This window comes from Hymenobacter artigasi (genome assembly GCF_012275535.1).
Lineage (GTDB): Bacteria > Bacteroidota > Bacteroidia > Cytophagales > Hymenobacteraceae > Hymenobacter > Hymenobacter artigasi.
This window is the reverse complement of the sequence record NZ_JAAVTK010000003.1, coordinates 404,909-421,327: the sequence shown is the minus strand read 5'-3', so window position 1 is coordinate 421,327 and position 16,419 is coordinate 404,909. Positions and strand designations below refer to the sequence as shown.

Here is a 16,419-nt window from a genome sequence, read left to right as displayed (position 1 = left end):
CTACGCCCGGCGGGCCGTTACCTTTGCGGACTCCGTTGCTTGTGCCGTGCGCCGCTCTTTCGCTTTCAAATTCACGTTGCTTACCCTGGGCTGGCTGCTGCTGGCCATTGCCTGCGAGCAGGTGCCGGCCCGCGCGTTCTGGCCGGTGGTGTTTGGGGCGCTTACCACGCCGGTGGCGCTGCTGCTCACGGCCCTGCTGGCCTTGTACTGGCTGCGGCGCAACTGGCGGGTGGCGCTACTGCCCATTGTGGCCCTGGGTCTTACGTGGCCGCATGTGCAGCGCGGCCTGGCTTTGCACGCTTCGCTTAAGGAAGAATTAAGTCAGACGAGTGTGAAATTATCCAACGGAGAAATTCTTCATTCCGCTTTCTTCGTGCCTCATTCGAACAGCGTTACGCTGCTGTCGGCCAACGTCCGCATCTTCAACGTGTATGCCCAGCTGCGCGACCCGGACTATGCCTCCTCCAAAGGCTTTATCCGGTGGCTGGCCACGAGCCCGGCCGATGTGCTCTGCCTCCAGGAGTTCTACAACGAGCCGCGCCGCTCGAAGGAAAGCGGCGGTATTTTCCAGTCGGAAGACCAGCTGGGCAAGGGCAGTGGGCGGCACGCCTTCGTGTCCACCACCCTCACCAACAGTGCTGGGGCCGAGTTCGGGCTGGCCATTTTTTCGCGCTTTCCCCTTGTGCGGCAGGGCGTTATTCCCTTCGGCAAGCTCTCGCAGAACCACGCCATGTGGGCCGATTTGGCCCGCCCCGCCGGCCCCGGCCACACCCGTCCCGATACCATTCGCGTTTTCAACGTGCACCTGCAAAGCATGGCCATGGCCGAAAGCGACATTGCCACGGCCACCGAAAGCCGCGCCGGCCTGCGCCAGAAAGCCCCCAACCTCCTGCGCCGCTTCCGCAACGGAGCCGTGGCCCGGGGCGTGCAGGTCGATACCGTGCTGGCCCGCGTGCTGCGCTCGCCCTATCCCGTGCTGCTGGCCGGCGATTTCAACGACCTGCCCTACTCCTACGTCTACGACCAGCTGGCCGACCACATGCAGAACGCCTGGGCCACCGTGGGCCTCGGCATTGGGGCCACGTACAATGGCAAGCTGCCCGGCCTGCGCATCGACCAGCAGTTTGCCAGCCCGCAGTGGCAGGTGCTGGGCTGTAAGGTGCACCGCGAGATAAAGTGGAGCGACCATTTCCCGGTCGAAGGGCTTTATCGGTTAACGGAGTAGCACAATAACTCCCCTCCTTACCAAGGAGGGGATGTTTCAGCAAAGCTGAAACGGGGGTGGTTGGTGTCGTTGAACGATACCGCACAAGCCGGTTGAACTCCCTGCGCATAATACCTCAAACCAGCTTCGAACACCCAGCCGCTAAATAGCGTTGAGCCGTACTCTGTTTCGTTTGGGCTTCGTTCAACGCCCACAACCACCCCCGTCCGAGCCTGCGGCTCGAACATCCCCTCCTTGGTAAGGAGGGGAGTTTTCCTCCCGCTACCTTTGCACCATGTCGCTTAGTCTTTATAACACGCTTACCCGCAAGAAAGAAGAATTCCAGCCCGTGCACGCGCCCCAGGTGGGCGTGTACCTGTGCGGCCCTACCGTATACAGCGAGGCCCATTTGGGCAACGCCCGCGGCCCGGTGGTGTTCGACGTGCTCACGCGCTACCTGCGCCACCTGCAGTACCAGGTGCGCTACGTGCGCAACATCACCGACGTAGGCCACCTCGAAAGCGACGCCGACACCGGCGAGGACAAGATGGAAAAGGCCGCCCGCGCCGCCCGCATCGAGCCCATGCAGGTGGCCCAGCACTTCACCAACCGCTACCGCCAGCACATGCTGGGCCTGGGCTGCCTGCCGCCCGACATTGAGCCCCAGGCCAGCGGCCACATCATCGAGCAGATTCAGGTAATCGAAGAAATTATCGGCAACGGCCTGGCTTACGAAGTCAACGGCTCGGTGTATTTCGATGTGCCGAAGTACAACGCCGAAGGCAAGCGCTACGGCAAGCTCTCGAACCGCAGCATTGAGGACCAGCTGGCCGGCACCCGCGCCAACCTGGAAGGCCAGAGCGAGAAGCGCAGCCCCCTGGATTTTGCCCTCTGGAAGAAGGCCTCGCCCGAGCACATCATGCGCTGGCCCTCACCCTGGGGCGAAGGCTTCCCCGGCTGGCACTTGGAATGCTCGGCCATGAGCCGCAAGTACTTAGGTGAGTTGAGTGACATCCACGGCGGCGGCCTGGACCTGATGTTTCCGCACCACGAGTGCGAGATTGCGCAGAGCCAGGGCAGCCACTCGCACACCGACGAGGCCCGCATCTGGATGCACAACAACATGATAACCGTGAACGGCACCAAGATGAGCAAGAGCCTGGGCAACTTCGTGCTGCTGGGCGATATGTTCAAGGGCCCGACCGGTCCGCTGGCCTTCGGCTACTCGCCCATGGTGGTGCGCTTTTTCCTGCTGCAGGCCCACTACCGCAGCCCGGTTGACGTGAGCGACGACGCCCTGCAAGCCGCCCGCAAAGGCTACCGCAAGCTGATGAACGGCCTGCGCCTGCTGGATAAGCTTAGTGGTGAAATAGTGAGTAGTGAATTGGTGAGTGATGAAGCGAATGATAAACTCGCTAATTCACCAGCTCACCAGCTCACCACATTGGCCGCCAAGCCCGCCGAATTCCTCGACGACGACCTGAACACGCCCCGCGCCATGGCCGCGCTGTTCGACCTCCTCAAGCGCTTCAACACGCTGGCCGCCAACCCCGCCGCGCTGGCCGAAGTAGGCCCCGAGGCCTTCGCCCAGGCCGCCGCCACCTACCGCACCATGGTGCAGGACGTGCTGGGCCTGAGCGACGAGCCCCGCGCCAACGTGGAGCAGCTGCTGGAACTCACCCTCGGCTTCTACTCCGAAGCCAAAGCCGACAAAGCCTACGATAAAGTGGATGTTATCCGGGCCGCCCTCAAAAACCAGGGCATCGTGATAAAAGACACCAAAGCCGGCGTGGAGTGGGCGTATAGCGAAGAGTAAAAGGTGTAGGGGCGGGGCTTGTCCCCGCCCGGCTAATGGAACGACGGCCGAGGCTCGTTCACAATCATTGTTCAACGACGGGCGGGGGCAAGCCCCGCCCCTACAGCATGACATTCCGCACCTTTCGCCTTCCCCTCGCCGCCCTGGCCGGCCTGCTCGTCCTCACCGGCTGCCCCGATAAAAAGGCCACCGAAACCGCCGACACCACGGCTCCGGCCAAGCTGCCCAAAGCCCCGGTTTTCAACGCCGACTCGGCCTACGCCTTCACGGCGAAGCAGGTGAGTTTTGGCCCGCGCGTGCCCAACTCCAAGGCCCACATTGCCACCGGCAACTGGCTGGTGGCCAAGCTAAAAAGTTACGGCCTGAAGGTGATGGAGCAGCCCTTCGAGGCGATGACGTTTGATGGCACCAACATCCACGCCCGCAACATCATTGCGCAGTACCAGCCGCAGGCGGCGCGGCGCGTGGCCATCTTCGGCCACTGGGACACCCGCCCCTTCGCCGATGATGACCCCGACCCCAAAAAGAAAAACAAGTCCATGGATGGCGCCTCCGACGGGGCCAGCGCCGTGGCCGTGGCCCTGGAAATGGCCCGCCAGCTCAGCCTGCAGCCCGACAGCTTAGCCCCCAATGTGGGCGTCGACTTCATTTTCTTCGATGCCGAGGACTGGGGCCACGACGACACCACCCAGGCCGACCTCAAGGACCAGCTGGCCGGCAGCGGCACCGATTCGTGGTGCCTGGGCTCACAATATTGGGCTAAAAACCTGCTGCCCGCCGGCTACAAGGCCGAGTACGGCGTGCTGCTCGACATGGTGGGGGCGAAGGGCGGAAACTTTACCCGCGAAGGCACCTCGCGCACCAACGCCCGTGGCCCACTCGACAAAATCTGGAACACCGCCGCCCAACTTGGCTACTCCAACTTCTTTCGCTTTCAGGACACCGACCCGATTACCGATGACCATGTGTACACGAATCAGGCAGGCATCCCTACCATCGACATTTACGACCACCCACCCGTAGGTGCCAAATACTTCCCCGCCTACCACCACGCCACCACCGACAACATGGCCATCATCGACCGCAACACGATGAAAGCCGTGGGCCAGACCATGTTGCAGACGCTGTACATGGAGTAAAGCGAAAATTGTCATTCCGACGCAGGAGGAATGACAACTTAATAAAAACGGCCGGCGGGACTTTAGAACAAAAAAGGGCGGGCCATGTGGCCCGCCTTTTTTTTGTTCCAATGCCTCCTGGTGAAGCTATTCTACCGTGAGGCGCAGGGCCGCAGTCCCGGCGCGCACCACGTACACGCCGCTGGCCAGCCCGGCGGACAGCTTCAGGGTGGCGGTGCCGGTGGCGTCGGCCGGGGCGGTGGTCACGGTCCGGCCCATGCCGTCGAACACGCGCACCAGCGTACCGGGCAAGGTGCCAACGAGGGCCGTCTGGCCGCCAATGGCTGGGTTGGGGAACAGCTGCAGGCGGGCTGCCGAAGCCAGGAGCACAATGCTCCGCACCGGCGAGTTAGCTGAAGCTGCCATCCGCGTCTACCTGCCGCAGGCGGTAGTAAAGCGTCGGGGCGTAGGCAGGCAACTGGTTGTCCGTCAGGGTGTAGTTTAGGGTGCTGGTACTGATGCCAGCCGCCGGCAAGGTGCCGACTTCGATGAACTGCTCGCCATTCAGGCTGCGCTCCAGGATGAAGCGCTGACTATTGCGCTCGCTGGCCGTGGCCCAGGCCGCATACACCGCGTTGGGGCCGCGCTTCACTGCAAAATCCTTCAGCTCGACGGGCAGCGGCTGCGCCGCATCGGCCGATACGGTAAAGGGCGAGAAGCTGCGGATGCCCGAGCGCGCCAGCGTGTAGGTGTCGGTGGTGGCGGGCACCAGCGTGGCACCCACCTCGGTAGCAGTGCGGTCCCAGAAGCTGTTGTGGTAGTGGCTGATGTAGGCCTGGGCCGGGTCGAAGTCGGCGCTCTGGGCGGCGGTGGTCCACTGGGCCTGCATGGTCACGTTGGCATTGCCTTTCACTTCCTCGCTCACCAGCCAGGTATTTTTCACGCTTTTGGCCACCGCCAGGGGTGTGCCGATGCCGGCATCGGTGGCATCGTAGCCGGCGTACCGGGCATCGCTCGCGCGCACGGCAAATACGTCTTCCGACCGCGTGGCCGACTGCCGCAGCGTCAGCGGTAGGTAGGCCGCGCTGGTGCCCACGGGGAATACCACGGCGGCATTGTCGCTGAGTACCGACTGGCGCAGGCGGCCGGCGCGGTCCGTCACCACGTAGGCGCTGGCCGAGGCGCCCACCACGGCCGCGCCTTTGGCCACGGTCGCATCGAAGCTGCCCAGCGTCAGCCGGGCCCCGGCCAGCTCCAGGTTGCCTTGGGCCAGGATGTTGCCGCCCAGGTTCTTGGCCCCGGCACCTTCCAGCCGCAGCCGGCCGTAGCTGGCCGGCCGAATGGTTTGTGGCGAACTCGTGCCCGCGTACACCACCGTGCTGGTGGGGGCCAGCAGGGCCAGCGTGAGGGGCGCAGCGGCCGCGCCTTCCTCAATGCGCAGCATGGAGCCGGCGGCTACTTCCACCGGCACGTTCAGGGCCGTGTTGTCGCTCAGGACCAGGGTGGCCGGTTGGGCCGGCTGGCCGTTGAGGGCCGGGGTGCCCACAATGATTTTCGCGTTGGCCCCGTCGATGGCGGCCAGGTCGGCCGCGTTCACCGTGCCGGCCAGGTAGTAGGTTTGGTTGGGGGCGCCGGGGGTGGCCGGGGCATTGGTCCAGCGCAGGTTGGTGCCGCCCTGGCCGATGCTGACGCTGGTTTGCGGAGTAATCAGCACGTCGTCGATGCTCACACCGTTGCCGTTGGTGGTGGGGTTCAGCACGTAGTCCCAGCGCAGCATGATTTCCTGACCGGGAGCCAGGTCGAGGCCGGTGAGGATGGTCTGGGCCACGCGGCGGTTCGAGGCGGCATTGCCGTCGCGGTTCTGAATGGTGGTGCCGGTAGAAGGCGCTTCCACTGTGAGGGCGGCCACGGCGGTCCAGGCGTCGCCTACGGCCCCGTTGCTGAGCTGGGCCATGTTCTCGCCGGCCACGCCGCTGCTTTTGCGGTAGGCCACGTTCACGTAGGCAGCGGCCGCGTTGCCCGAGTTGTACCACTGCTCCATGGCATACTGCACCTCCAGGTGGTGGATGGTCACGCTGGCGTCGTTGCGCAGGCGAATGCCCACGAAGCCGGTGCCGGTGTACGTGCCGCTTTCGGCAATGCCGCCGAAGGCCCGGTCAGAGCTGCCGGCTGCGCCAAAGTGGTAATAGTTGCCGGTCACGGTGGAACCGTCGTTGGCCACCAGACTGTCGGGGCTGGCCGACTGGCTGCCGAACTGGGCATCGGCCTGCACGGCGGCATACACGCCCGCCAGCGACGATAGCCGCAAGCTGCCCGCCGCCGTGAGGCGCACGGTCCCGCTCATCGTATCAAAATTCTGTGAATAGGGTGCTAAGTTGATGTCGGTGAATGCGTATTGCGCATTAGCTGTCTGTGCCGTGCCCAGCCCGAGAAGTGTGAAGGCCAGTACTGGTAGGTAGGGTTTTTTCATGTGGAAAGAGAAGAAAAGTAAATATGTTGGAATTAGGATTATACTTATTGAATATGTGTCGGATGGGAATAGTTAAATCAATGGTTTATACAAATCTAACCGCATACCAACAGCCTTACTAGCTTATATTTCAATGTCTTGAAAATTTCATTCTTTCTTTCAACCAGATGTTGTTATAATCAAGACAAGGGCAAGAGTTTGTGTTTTACCTATTGGCAGAATTGGCATCAGCAGCTGGCTGCCGTGCGGTTTCGCCCCGGTTGCGCAGGCAAAATCTGAGCACGCTTCGCCCACCGGCTTATTCAGCCGGCTTGCCAAAGCATGAAAATCCGAAAAAAGGAAGCGCCGCCTATGCCTCCAGCCGTGCCCCCGCGCCGTTCACGGTCAGCGTCACCGTCTGGCCCACCACCAGGGCCAGGTTATCGGCCTCGTGGCCCACCGGGAAGCCGTAGCCCACCGGGAAATCATATATCCGCGCGTAGCGGTGGATGATTTCGAGGGCCGTGCTGCCGAAGGGAATGGCGTTGTCGCGCATGGCCGAGAAGTGGCCCACCACCAGCCCGGCCAGCCCGGCCAGCTGCCCGCTGCGGTGCAGGTGCAGCAGCATCCGGTCGATGTGGTAGAGGTACTCGTCGAGGTCTTCCAGAAACAGAATGCGGCCCGCGAAGCCGGCCTGCGAGGCCGTGCCCGTGATGGTCTGGAGCAGGCTCAGGTTGCCGCCTACCAGCGCGCCGGTAGCCGTGCCGGGCCAGTTGAGCAGGTGCGGAGCCACTTCGATGGGCTGAAAGGCTTCGCCGAACAAGGCCCGGCGCAGGGTTTCCAACGCCAGCTCGCCGCCGGCCTGATGGAACAGCACCGGCATCACGCCGTGGATGCTGGCGTAGCCCAAAGCCAGCAGGTGGGAGTTGAGCACCGTGATATCGGAGAAGCCCGCCACCCACTTGGGCGCGGCCCGGAAACCGGCAAAATCCAGCCCGTCCACAATGCGGGCGGTGCCGTAGCCGCCCCGCGCGCAGAGGATGGCGCGAATACTGGGGTCGTCCAATTGCTGCTGGAAGTCGCGGCGGCGCAGGTCGTCGTCGCCCGCGAACTGGTGGTGGTCGCCGGCAATGCTTTCGCCCAGCACCACTTCCAGGCCCCAGCTTTGGAGGGTGGCAATGGCGGGGGCCAGCTCGGGGGCCGGGATTTTGCGGGCGGGGCTCACAATGGCGACGCGCTGACCGGCGCGCAGGGCGGGAGGGATGGAAATGGACATAACGGAGCGAGATTAAGCAGCCGCAAATAACGCAGGCTGTATCTTCGGAACCAGCGCGGCCCCACCCGGCCACCCCAACGCCTGCTCGCCTGCCAGCATTGATGCCCAAACCGGCCGCCGCTGTATTATCCGGCTACTATTTTCTCTTTTTGTGATGAAAACACTTTTTCTCTTCCTTGCCACCCTGCTGCTCACGGCCGCCCAGGCGGCCAGCGCCCAGGGCGTTATCGACACCACTGGCGGGCGCTACTACCGGCCGCTGTTCCCCAACGTAACCGTGACCTCGGGCGTGGCTTTCGGGGCGGCCGTAAACTCGGTGGGCGCCAACCAGACGTTGCTCATGGATATTTACCAGCCCACCGGCGATGCGCTGGCCCGGCGGCCGGTCATCATTTTCGCCCACCAGGGCGGCTTCGTGACGGGCCTGCGCACCGATGCCTACATGGTGGACGTGTGCACGAAATTTGCCCGCCTGGGCTACGTCACGGCCAGCATCGATTACCGGCTGCTGGACTTTAGCATCGTCCTCGGCGGGGGCTTCGATACCGTGAACATTGCCAAGTCGGCCATTCGGGGCATGCAGGATTTGCGCGCCGCCGTGCGCTTCTTCCGCAAAGACGCGGCTACTGCCAACACCTACCGCGTCAATCCCGGCTACATCATCGTGGGCGGCTCGTCGGCCGGGGCCTTTGCCGCGCTCGAAGTCGGTTACCTTGATAAAGCCACCGAAGTGCCTGCCTACGTGGGTATTGCCGCCCTGGGCGGCGTAGAGGGCGTGAGCGGTAACCCCGGCTACAGCAGCCTGCCCCAGGCCGTGCTCAACCTGAGCGGAGCCACCGAAAGCCCCAATTACATCGAGGCCGGCAACGCGCCGCTGCTGAGCGTGCACGGCACCGCCGACGGCACCGTGCCCTACCTGCAAGGGCGGGTGGGCTCGTTCCTGCCGCCCAAATACGTGTACGGCAGCGGCCGGCTGAACCCCCGCGCCACCGCCCTGGGCATTCGCAACACGCTACGGCCCCTGCGCGGCGCGGGCCACATTCCCTTCGAAACCAACGCCGCCTACGCCGATACCACCTTCCGCACCATCCGCGATTTTCTGCGGCCCGTACTGGCCCTGCCCGGCCTGGTGGTGACGGCCGCCCAGGCCCCGGCCGTGCCCATGCCCGCCCCCCAGGCCTACCCCAACCCCGCTGACGACGCCATCCGCATCCTGCTGCCCGCTGCCTGGGCTACCGCCGCCGAAGCCCAACTGCTCGATGCCGCCGGCCGCGTGGTACGTACCATCAGCCCTACCACCCGCGAGCTGAGTTTGCCCCGGGGCAATTTGCGGGGCGGTATTTATTCACTGAAGTTTCCCGGCCAGCCAGCAGTTCGCATCGAGTTTCGCTGATTGGCTCAAGCCGATTTTCGGCTAATATTATTCGTCAAATAATTGATTGATTGATAAACAAATAGTCAGGAAATGGCCCTGATATATCGGGCCTATTTGGCGTTTGGGGGAATTATGCCACGACCGTTGCCTCGGTGCGGACCTGCACCGTTTGCACTGCCCCGCTCAGCGGACGCACTGCGCCCCGCCGCGCTATGAACAGGCTATTGGTCCGCAATTCCTGGCGCCAGGCCCACAGCTGCTGGAGGGCTACCGGGCCGGTGGCATAAGGCCCGTTCGCGTCAGTTTGCAAGGCTTCGGCGGGTAGCTCCAGCCACGTCAGCACTTCGCGTAGCACGCCTACGTCGGCGTGGCGCAGGTAGGCGTCTATTTCCAGGGCGTGGGTCAGCTGCGTTTCGGGGGCATTGGCCCGCTTGGCGTAGCCGTAGCGGTAGCCGCGCCGCAGGGCCAGCACATCGGCCAGCACTGCCGAGCCGGTGGGATGCCCGCCCGCGCCGCGCCCCCGCAGAAACTGCGGGCCGGCGTATTCGGCGTCAATCACCACGCCATTAAACTCGTGCTCGACGGTAAACAAAGGCGATTCCGGCCCCAGCAGCTGCGGCGTAACCAGCGCCGTGACGTGGCCATTGGGCAGGCGCTGCACGGCCGCTACTACCTTGATTTTCTGCCCCCGCGCCGCCGCGAAAGCAATATCCGCCGCGCTGATTGCTTCGATGCCCAAATTCAGCACCTCATCAGCTTCCAGCAAAACCCCGTAGGCGTGGGCCGCCAGAATCACGGCCTTCGAGCGCGGGTCAAATGCGCCCATGTCCAGCGAGGGGTCGGTTTCGGCGAAGCCTTTGGCCTGGGCCTCGGCCAGCGCCGCCGCGTAGTCGGAGCCCTCCTCGCTCATGCGCGTCAGCACATAGTTCGACGAGCCGTTGAAGATGCCCTGCACTGCCCGCAGCGGCTCGTGGCTGAAGTAGCCATCGAGCGTGCGAATGATGGGAATGCTGCCGCACACGGCCGCTTCGTACAGCAGCGCACCGCCAAAATCCTGCTCCAGCTGCACCAGCTCGGGCAGGTGCCGGGCCAGCATGGCCTTGTTGGCCGTGGCCACGCGGCGGCCCTGGCGCAGGGCCGCGCTCACCAGCCGAAAAGCCTCGGCCGGGTCGTCGATGACTTCTACCAACACGTCCAGCGTGGAATCGGCTACCAATTCATCGGCGTGAAAGCTGAAGTGTTCGGTGGGCAGGGTACGGGGCTTGGTGGGGCTTTTTACGGCGATGCGCGCCACGGTCAGGCCCAGGTCCGGCTGCTGTTGCACAATGTCATAGAAACCCTGGCCCACGCAGCCGAAACCAATCAGGCCGATGCGCAGCGGCTGTTTATCAACGTCCATTTTCTTTTTTATCGTTAAAAAAGCACGTCATGCAGAGCGCAGCGAAGCATCTCTACCGCAGTGGTAAATCATCCTTATTAATAATTAGTTACGCGGTAAACATGCTTCGCTGCGCTCTGCATGATGTGCTGATAAAGTCAATCAATCACTTGTTAATGCACGAACGTGGGCGCGTAAAACAGCTCCAGAAAGTGCGTGATGGCCGCCGTTTCCAGCAAAAAGCCGTCGTGGCCGTAGCGCGAGTCTAGCTCGGCATACATGGCCCCCGGAATGTGCGCCGCCAGCTCGCGCTGCTCGCTCAGCGGGAACAGCACATCCGACGTGATGCCCAGCACCAGCGTGCGCGCCCCAATGCGGGCCAGCGCTGCCGGCACCCCGCCCCGGTTGCGGCCGAGGTTGTGGGTGTCCATGCTCCGGCTCAATGACACGTAGCTGTAAGCGTCGAAGCGCGACACCAGCTTGTCGCCCTGGTAGCGCTGGTAGGCGCTGGCGCGGTGCTGGCGCAGCAGCGCGTCGGTGTCGGTGTCGGTCTGGGTTTCGGCGTAGGCCTCGTAGCTGCGGTAGCTGAGCAGGGCCATGGCGCGGGCGGCGCGCAGGCCGTCGTCGCCCCCGCCGGGCTGGCCGGCGGCATAGGTCGGGTCGGCCTCAATGGCCAGCCGCTGGGCCTCGTTAAAGGCAATTCCCCAGGCCGAATGCCGGGCATTGGTAGCGATGACAACCAGATGGTCGAACAAATCGGGGCGCAGCACGGCCCATTCCAGCGCCTGCTGCCCACCCAAAGAGCCGCCAATCAGCGTGTTGATATCCGCCAACTCCAACTCCTCCCGCAGTGCCTCGTGCGCCGCCACCAGGTCCCGGATGCTGAGCAGCGGGAAGTGCTGGAAGCGCGCCCGGCCGGTGGCCGGGTCGGCATCGAGCGGGCCGGTAGTGCCGTAGCACGAGCCCAATACGTTGGCACACACGATAAACCACTCCGAAGGGTCGTAGTAGCAGCCCGGCCCCACCAGGCCCGGCCACCAGGCCAGCACGTCGGCATTGGCCGTGAGGGCGTGGCATATCCACACCACGTTGTCGCGGTCTTCGTTGAGCTGGCCCCAGGTCTGGTAGGCTACGTGCGCCCCGGTCAGGGTTTCGCCGCTTTCCAGCTGCAGGTCAGGGAGTTCAAACAGTTGGGTTGACATAAATACAATTAAATAGCGCCGCTTTAGAACCAGCGAATCGGTCCGGAACAATAGTTTCTCACTCCCACCTCTCTTCCCATCACGGAAGAGGCCCGGGCCGATGCACTGATTCTAAAGCCGCGATAAAATTTTGGCAGTGAATGATTTATATCTGGCATCCTGAGCTTGCGAAGGATGCCAGATATAAATCATTCACCGCTAACAACTACACCTCCAGCGGCTGGGCGTGCTCCAGTTCAGGCTCGCCCACTTCCTCACCCTCGGTGGGCAGGCTGGCCGTATTGCCAATGGCATCGAACGCCGCCTGCAAATCGGCTTTGATGTCGTCGAAATGCTCGATGCCCACCGACAGGCGCAGCGAAGTCGGCGTGACGCCTGCCGCCAGCTGCGCCTCCTCGCTCAGCTGCTGGTGCGTGGTGGCCGAAGGCTGGATGATGAGCGTTTTGGCATCGCCCACGTTGGCCAGGTGGCTGATGAGCTTCAGGTTATCAATGAATTGCGTGGCCGTCTCCTTGGTGCCCTTCACCCGGAACGAGAGCACGCCGCCGTAGCCGCGCTTCAGGTATTTGGTGGCGATGGCGTGGTAGGGGCTGCTGGCCAGGCCGGGGTAGTTCACGCTTTCTACCTGGGGGTGCTGCTCCAGCCAGTTGGCCACTTTCAGGGCGTTTTCCACGGTGCGGTCCACGCGCAGGCTCAGGGTTTCGAGGCCGATGAGCAGCTGCCAGGAGTTGAACGGGCTGATGGCCGGGCCAAAGTCGCGCAGCCCTTCCACCCGCGCCCGAATGATGAAGGCGATGTTGCCAAACGGCCCGCCCTTGCCAAATACGTCATTGAAAATCAGGCCGTGGTATCCCTCACTCGGCTCGGTAAACTGGGGGAACTTGCCGTTGCCGAAGTCGTAAGTGCCGCCATCCACAATCACGCCGCCTACGCTGGTGCCGTGCCCGCCAATCCACTTCGTAGCCGACTCCACCACGATGCTCGCGCCGTGCTCCAGGGGCCGGAACAGGTAGCCGCCCGCGCCGAAGGTGTTGTCCACAATCAGCGGCAAGTCGTGCTTTTTGGCGATGGCCGCGATGGCGTCAAAATCGGGAACGCTGAAGCTGGGATTGCCAATGGTTTCGAGGTAAATCGCCTTGGTATTTTCGTCGATATGCTCCTCGAACGAAGCCGGATTATCACCATCCGCGAAGCGCACCTCGATGCCCAACCGCTTGAACGCCACCTTAAACTGGTTGTAGGTGCCGCCGTACAGGTAGGCCGTGCTCACGAAGTTGTCGCCGGCCTGCAAAATGTTGTTCAGGGCAATGAACTGGGCCGCCTGGCCCGAGCCGGTGGCCAGCGCCGCTACGCCGCCTTCCAGGGCCGCCACGCGCTGCTCGAATACATCGGTGGTGGGGTTCATCAGGCGGGTGTAAATATTGCCGAACTCCTTCAGGGCAAACAGGTTGGCGCCGTGCTCGGCGCTCTTAAATACGTAGCTGGTGGTTTGGAACAACGGCACGGCGCGGGCCCCGGTGGTGGGGTCGGGCTGCTGGCCGGCGTGGAGTTGGAGGGTTTCGAAGTGCTGGGGCTGAACGGACATGATGGGGGAGGTTTTGAATTTTTGAAAAACCGAGATAACAATTGAAAAAAGTGCGTTAGAGGACTGAAAAAGCCCTTTTTAGCGCCAAAACTCCCCGGAATGGCCCGTGCTGCCGGTGTGGCCCAAACCCACCGCGAAGCCCGGAACGAGCGCGCGGCAGACCCACGGGGCCACCAAAAAAATCCAGAAGAAAGAGGGGAGGGGTTCTAAGCCGGAATCAGCTTAGCAACAACACGGGCGGCAACAGCACATTCGCATTCGCAGCGACGAGAGCGAAGCCACATCCCGGCCGCCAGCGGCCGAAACGAAGAAACCCGACACCACGGCGCACGAAGCAGCCAGAGTAGTCGGGAGAAAAAAAGCAGCGGTTGAGGGATTTTCCATGGCACTCGAATCATCTGTCCCAGCGCGGCCGAAGCTGCGGGTGGGTAGGAATTGGCACCTTTCGTTTTGCGAAGGTTGCCAGTGGGTCACGGAGCCTAGTCTCTCGCCACTTCTGTATAAAACTTGAAAACTGCCCACCGTTAGCGGGGAGTACCTGTTTGGTATCGGCAAATGTACGAGAGAATTTTTGGGATGGGCAAGCAGTTGGGTAAAAATATTTTTCGATTTCGGTTTTTTCAGACCGTCATGCAGAGCACAGCGAAGCATCTTTACCGCCACCAGCATTCCAATCGGATGGGTTAGTTGTGGCGGTAAAGATGCTTCGCTACGCTCTGCATGACGGCCTTTTTTCTTTGTTTAGAAGTCGTTCGTTCGATTCCTTCAAACGCAAAAAAGCCACCCTGAAACAGAGTGGCTTTTCTCACCTTTTTTCTGCAAAAAAGTACCTAGAGACTAGGTAGGGTCAACACCTGGCCGATTTCAATCAGGTCAGGGTTGTCGCCGATGAGCGCCTTGTTGGCGTCGTATATCTGGTGCCACTTGGCGGCGTCGCCGTAGTGGTGCTTTGCAATTTTAGAAAGAGAGTCGCCGCTTACTACGGTATACGTATCGCCGGTAGCATCCGGTTTGGCATTGCCAAAAAAATCGGTGCCGCCAGCCGCCGGCTTAGCCGCGGGCTCTACGGGCTTCTGGTCGCCTTTGTCGCTGATGAAATCGAAGAGTCCCATGGTTTCGGTGATAATAAATGGAGAGATGGATTTTGCCGGAAACGCTTGCAGGCGGGCCGACCGGGTTGCTATACGGGCAAGCTTAGGCGGGGTTGCGCCCTAAACTCTTTTGCGTCTGCATCGTAAGCCGACGAGTCCGCACCTTGCGCGTCACCTTCATTCTTTCACCATTACCCTTTGTGCACATGAAACTCCAGTCCCTTTTTTCGCTCCGTTACTTCGCCAGCCTGTTGCTGCTTGTGTCGCTCTTTGCCGCTTCGTGCAGCAACGACAAGGGCAAGGTAGAAGGCGTGAATATGCTATACGGCACCGATAGCAAAGTGTGGAAAACCGCCAAGGAAACCGACACCACCGGCGACAAAGTGAAGCAAACCGATGCCCAGAAGCAGGAGGAGCTGCGCATTTTCGCCAACGGCACCTACAACATGACCGGTGCCAGCGGAGCCGTGTCGGGCAAATACACGTTCGACCAAGCCGGTAAAACCATCACCATGACCCCCGACGGTGCCACCACCAGCAACACCTTCGCCGTGGAAACCCTCACCGACGACAAGCTCACGCTGAAGTCGGCCGACGGTGCCGCCCTGATGCTGGAGAAGGAGTAGATTTCTCCGGATTCAACCAAAAAAAGCCCCGAACCAGTCTGGTTCGGGGCTTTTTTTGTGGCGCGACCTACCGCGTTCAGGCTACTGCTGCGCCGGCCGCTTCGCAAACACCCGCCCCACCCAGCGCGGCAGGAAAAAGCTGCCCAGCACCAGATACAGGTAATACGTGACCACCCGGTACAGCAGCACCATGAAGCTGGTGAGCGTGGCCGTGCCGATGAACTTGCCGAAAAACGTGGGAAAAGCGCCCTCTACAATGCCCGCGCCGCCCGGCGTGATGGCCAGCAGCAGCAGCACTTTGTAGGTGAGGTTGCGGGCGAAAATGAACAGGAACGTGTCGGTATCCATTGGTACGAAGGCGGCAATGAGGCAGCCGATGACGAGGTAGCGGGCCGTCCAGACGAAGAAGGTGCTGCCCGCCGCGCGCCACCAGTAGATGGCCGGGTTGCCCCGCAGCTGAATGGACGCCTCCATCATGCCCTGGCCGTGCTTGTAGGCCGAGCGCTGCCAGCGCCGCAGCAGCCGGAACGAGAACAGCCGCACCAGCAGCCGCCGCACCGATTTCGGATTGACGAAAATGGCGTACAGCATCAGCCCCGCGTAGGCCGTGACGGCCACGTAGCTCACCACAAAGGCCACCCGCAGCGTGGCAATAAACGCGCCCTGCATGGCCTCGTGCGGGTAGAGCCCGGCCCCGGCGATGAGCACAACCAGCGGCACCATGATGACATAGTACACGTTGTCCATCAGGGCCGTAACCATGATGTATGCCATGGATTTGCCCAGCGGAATACCTTCCTTGTTCAGAATGAACGAGGCAACCGCCGTGCCGCCCACCGCCGATGGCAGCACGCAGGAGGCAAACTCCCAAATCATAATCACGTCGAGGCTCTGGCGGTAGCTCAGCTCGCGCTCGGTGATGTGCCGGATGCGGTAGATGTAGCCAAAATCGCGGGCCAATAGCACCAGCAGCGTAACCAGCAGCCACGAATAGCTGGCGTGGGCCAGGGGGGCCAAATCGCCGGGCTTGTAGCTGCGCCAGAACATGAACCCCACCACGCTCAGGCCAATCACGACGGGCAGAATGAGCCGCGAGGGCTGCAAGCGCTGTAAAAAGTGCGCGTCGTCTTCGGGCAGGGGAGCGAGGGGTTTATCGGTCATCGAAGGAAATAAAGCAGCCGGGCAAAAGTAGGAAGTAGCCAGCCGACGACTGATTAGCAAATCCCGGTCCGACTGCCCGGGGCGGTCGGGCCGGAGTACGCGCCAACTTACGCAAGCAGTAGAGATGAAATGAAGAAC

At 62.2% G+C, this 16,419-nt stretch carries 13 protein-coding genes and 1 riboswitch; of the genes, 5 read left to right on the top strand and 8 right to left on the bottom strand.

Annotated elements, in window-relative coordinates; translation table 11 throughout:
• The first annotated feature begins 46 nt into the window (after positions 1-46).
• From HBN54_RS07915 to HBN54_RS07905, 3 genes are all read left to right on the top strand, one after another.
• Positions 47-1,225 (top strand): endonuclease/exonuclease/phosphatase family protein, encoded by a 1,179-nt coding sequence (locus HBN54_RS07915; RefSeq protein ID WP_168672639.1) that lies wholly within the window; start codon positions 47-49, stop codon positions 1,223-1,225.
• A gap of 274 nt (positions 1,226-1,499) precedes the next feature.
• Positions 1,500-3,020 (top strand): cysteine--tRNA ligase, encoded by a 1,521-nt coding sequence (gene cysS, locus HBN54_RS07910; RefSeq protein ID WP_168672638.1) that lies wholly within the window; start codon positions 1,500-1,502, stop codon positions 3,018-3,020.
• Positions 3,021-3,127: 107 nt separating this feature from the next.
• Entirely contained in the window at positions 3,128-4,159 is a 1,032-nt protein-coding gene (locus HBN54_RS07905; RefSeq protein ID WP_168672637.1) for a M28 family peptidase, read from the top strand.
• Positions 4,160-4,285: 126 nt separating this feature from the next.
• On the opposite strand, the gene HBN54_RS07900 is transcribed toward HBN54_RS07905, so the two are convergent.
• The 3 genes from HBN54_RS07900 to HBN54_RS07890 form a co-directional block, all read right to left on the bottom strand.
• Positions 4,286-4,564, bottom strand: a complete 279-nt coding sequence (locus HBN54_RS07900) for a T9SS type A sorting domain-containing protein (RefSeq protein WP_168672636.1) — start codon at positions 4,562-4,564, stop codon at positions 4,286-4,288.
• Positions 4,548-6,608, bottom strand: coding sequence for a hypothetical protein (locus HBN54_RS07895; protein WP_168672635.1), 2,061 nt, complete (start codon positions 6,606-6,608; stop codon positions 4,548-4,550). Before HBN54_RS07895 ends, HBN54_RS07900 begins: the two co-directional genes overlap by 17 nt.
• Positions 6,609-6,957: 349 nt before the next feature.
• Positions 6,958-7,863: a S66 peptidase family protein gene (locus tag HBN54_RS07890; protein ID WP_168672634.1), complete on the bottom strand. Its 906-nt coding sequence runs from the start codon at positions 7,861-7,863 to the stop codon at positions 6,958-6,960.
• A gap of 154 nt (positions 7,864-8,017) precedes the next feature.
• Between HBN54_RS07890 and HBN54_RS07885 the strand changes: the two genes are divergently transcribed.
• The gene (locus tag HBN54_RS07885) at positions 8,018-9,256 is read left to right on the top strand and encodes a carboxylesterase family protein (RefSeq protein WP_168672633.1); all 1,239 of its coding nucleotides are present in this window, start codon (positions 8,018-8,020) and stop codon (positions 9,254-9,256) included.
• 112 nt (positions 9,257-9,368) lie between these two features.
• Here HBN54_RS07885 and HBN54_RS07880 read toward each other — a convergent pair whose 3' ends face one another.
• The 4 genes from HBN54_RS07880 to HBN54_RS07865 all read right to left on the bottom strand — a co-directional run bounded on the left by HBN54_RS07880 (position 9,369) and on the right by HBN54_RS07865 (position 14,515).
• Positions 9,369-10,637, bottom strand: coding sequence for a homoserine dehydrogenase (locus HBN54_RS07880; RefSeq protein ID WP_168672632.1), 1,269 nt, complete (start codon positions 10,635-10,637; stop codon positions 9,369-9,371).
• Between the two features lie 152 nt (positions 10,638-10,789).
• Positions 10,790-11,818: a homoserine O-acetyltransferase MetX gene (gene metX / locus HBN54_RS07875; protein WP_168672631.1), complete on the bottom strand. Its 1,029-nt coding sequence runs from the start codon at positions 11,816-11,818 to the stop codon at positions 10,790-10,792.
• Between the two features lie 205 nt (positions 11,819-12,023).
• Positions 12,024-13,403 (bottom strand): O-acetylhomoserine aminocarboxypropyltransferase/cysteine synthase family protein, encoded by a 1,380-nt coding sequence (locus HBN54_RS07870; protein ID WP_168672630.1) that lies wholly within the window; start codon positions 13,401-13,403, stop codon positions 12,024-12,026.
• Between the two features lie 391 nt (positions 13,404-13,794).
• Positions 13,795-13,910: riboswitch (SAM riboswitch) on the bottom strand.
• Positions 13,911-14,233: 323 nt separating this feature from the next.
• Positions 14,234-14,515: a LysM peptidoglycan-binding domain-containing protein gene (locus HBN54_RS07865; RefSeq protein WP_168672629.1), complete on the bottom strand. Its 282-nt coding sequence runs from the start codon at positions 14,513-14,515 to the stop codon at positions 14,234-14,236.
• A gap of 185 nt (positions 14,516-14,700) precedes the next feature.
• On the opposite strand from HBN54_RS07865, the gene HBN54_RS07860 reads away from it, so the two are divergent.
• Positions 14,701-15,120, top strand: coding sequence for a copper resistance protein NlpE (locus HBN54_RS07860; protein WP_168672628.1), 420 nt, complete (start codon positions 14,701-14,703; stop codon positions 15,118-15,120).
• An 81-nt stretch (positions 15,121-15,201) separates the two neighbouring features.
• On the opposite strand, the gene HBN54_RS07855 is transcribed toward HBN54_RS07860, so the two are convergent.
• A complete protein-coding gene (locus tag HBN54_RS07855; RefSeq protein WP_168672627.1) occupies positions 15,202-16,281 on the bottom strand; it encodes a lysylphosphatidylglycerol synthase transmembrane domain-containing protein in 1,080 nt (359 codons plus the stop codon).
• Between the last annotated feature and the right edge of the window lie 138 nt (positions 16,282-16,419).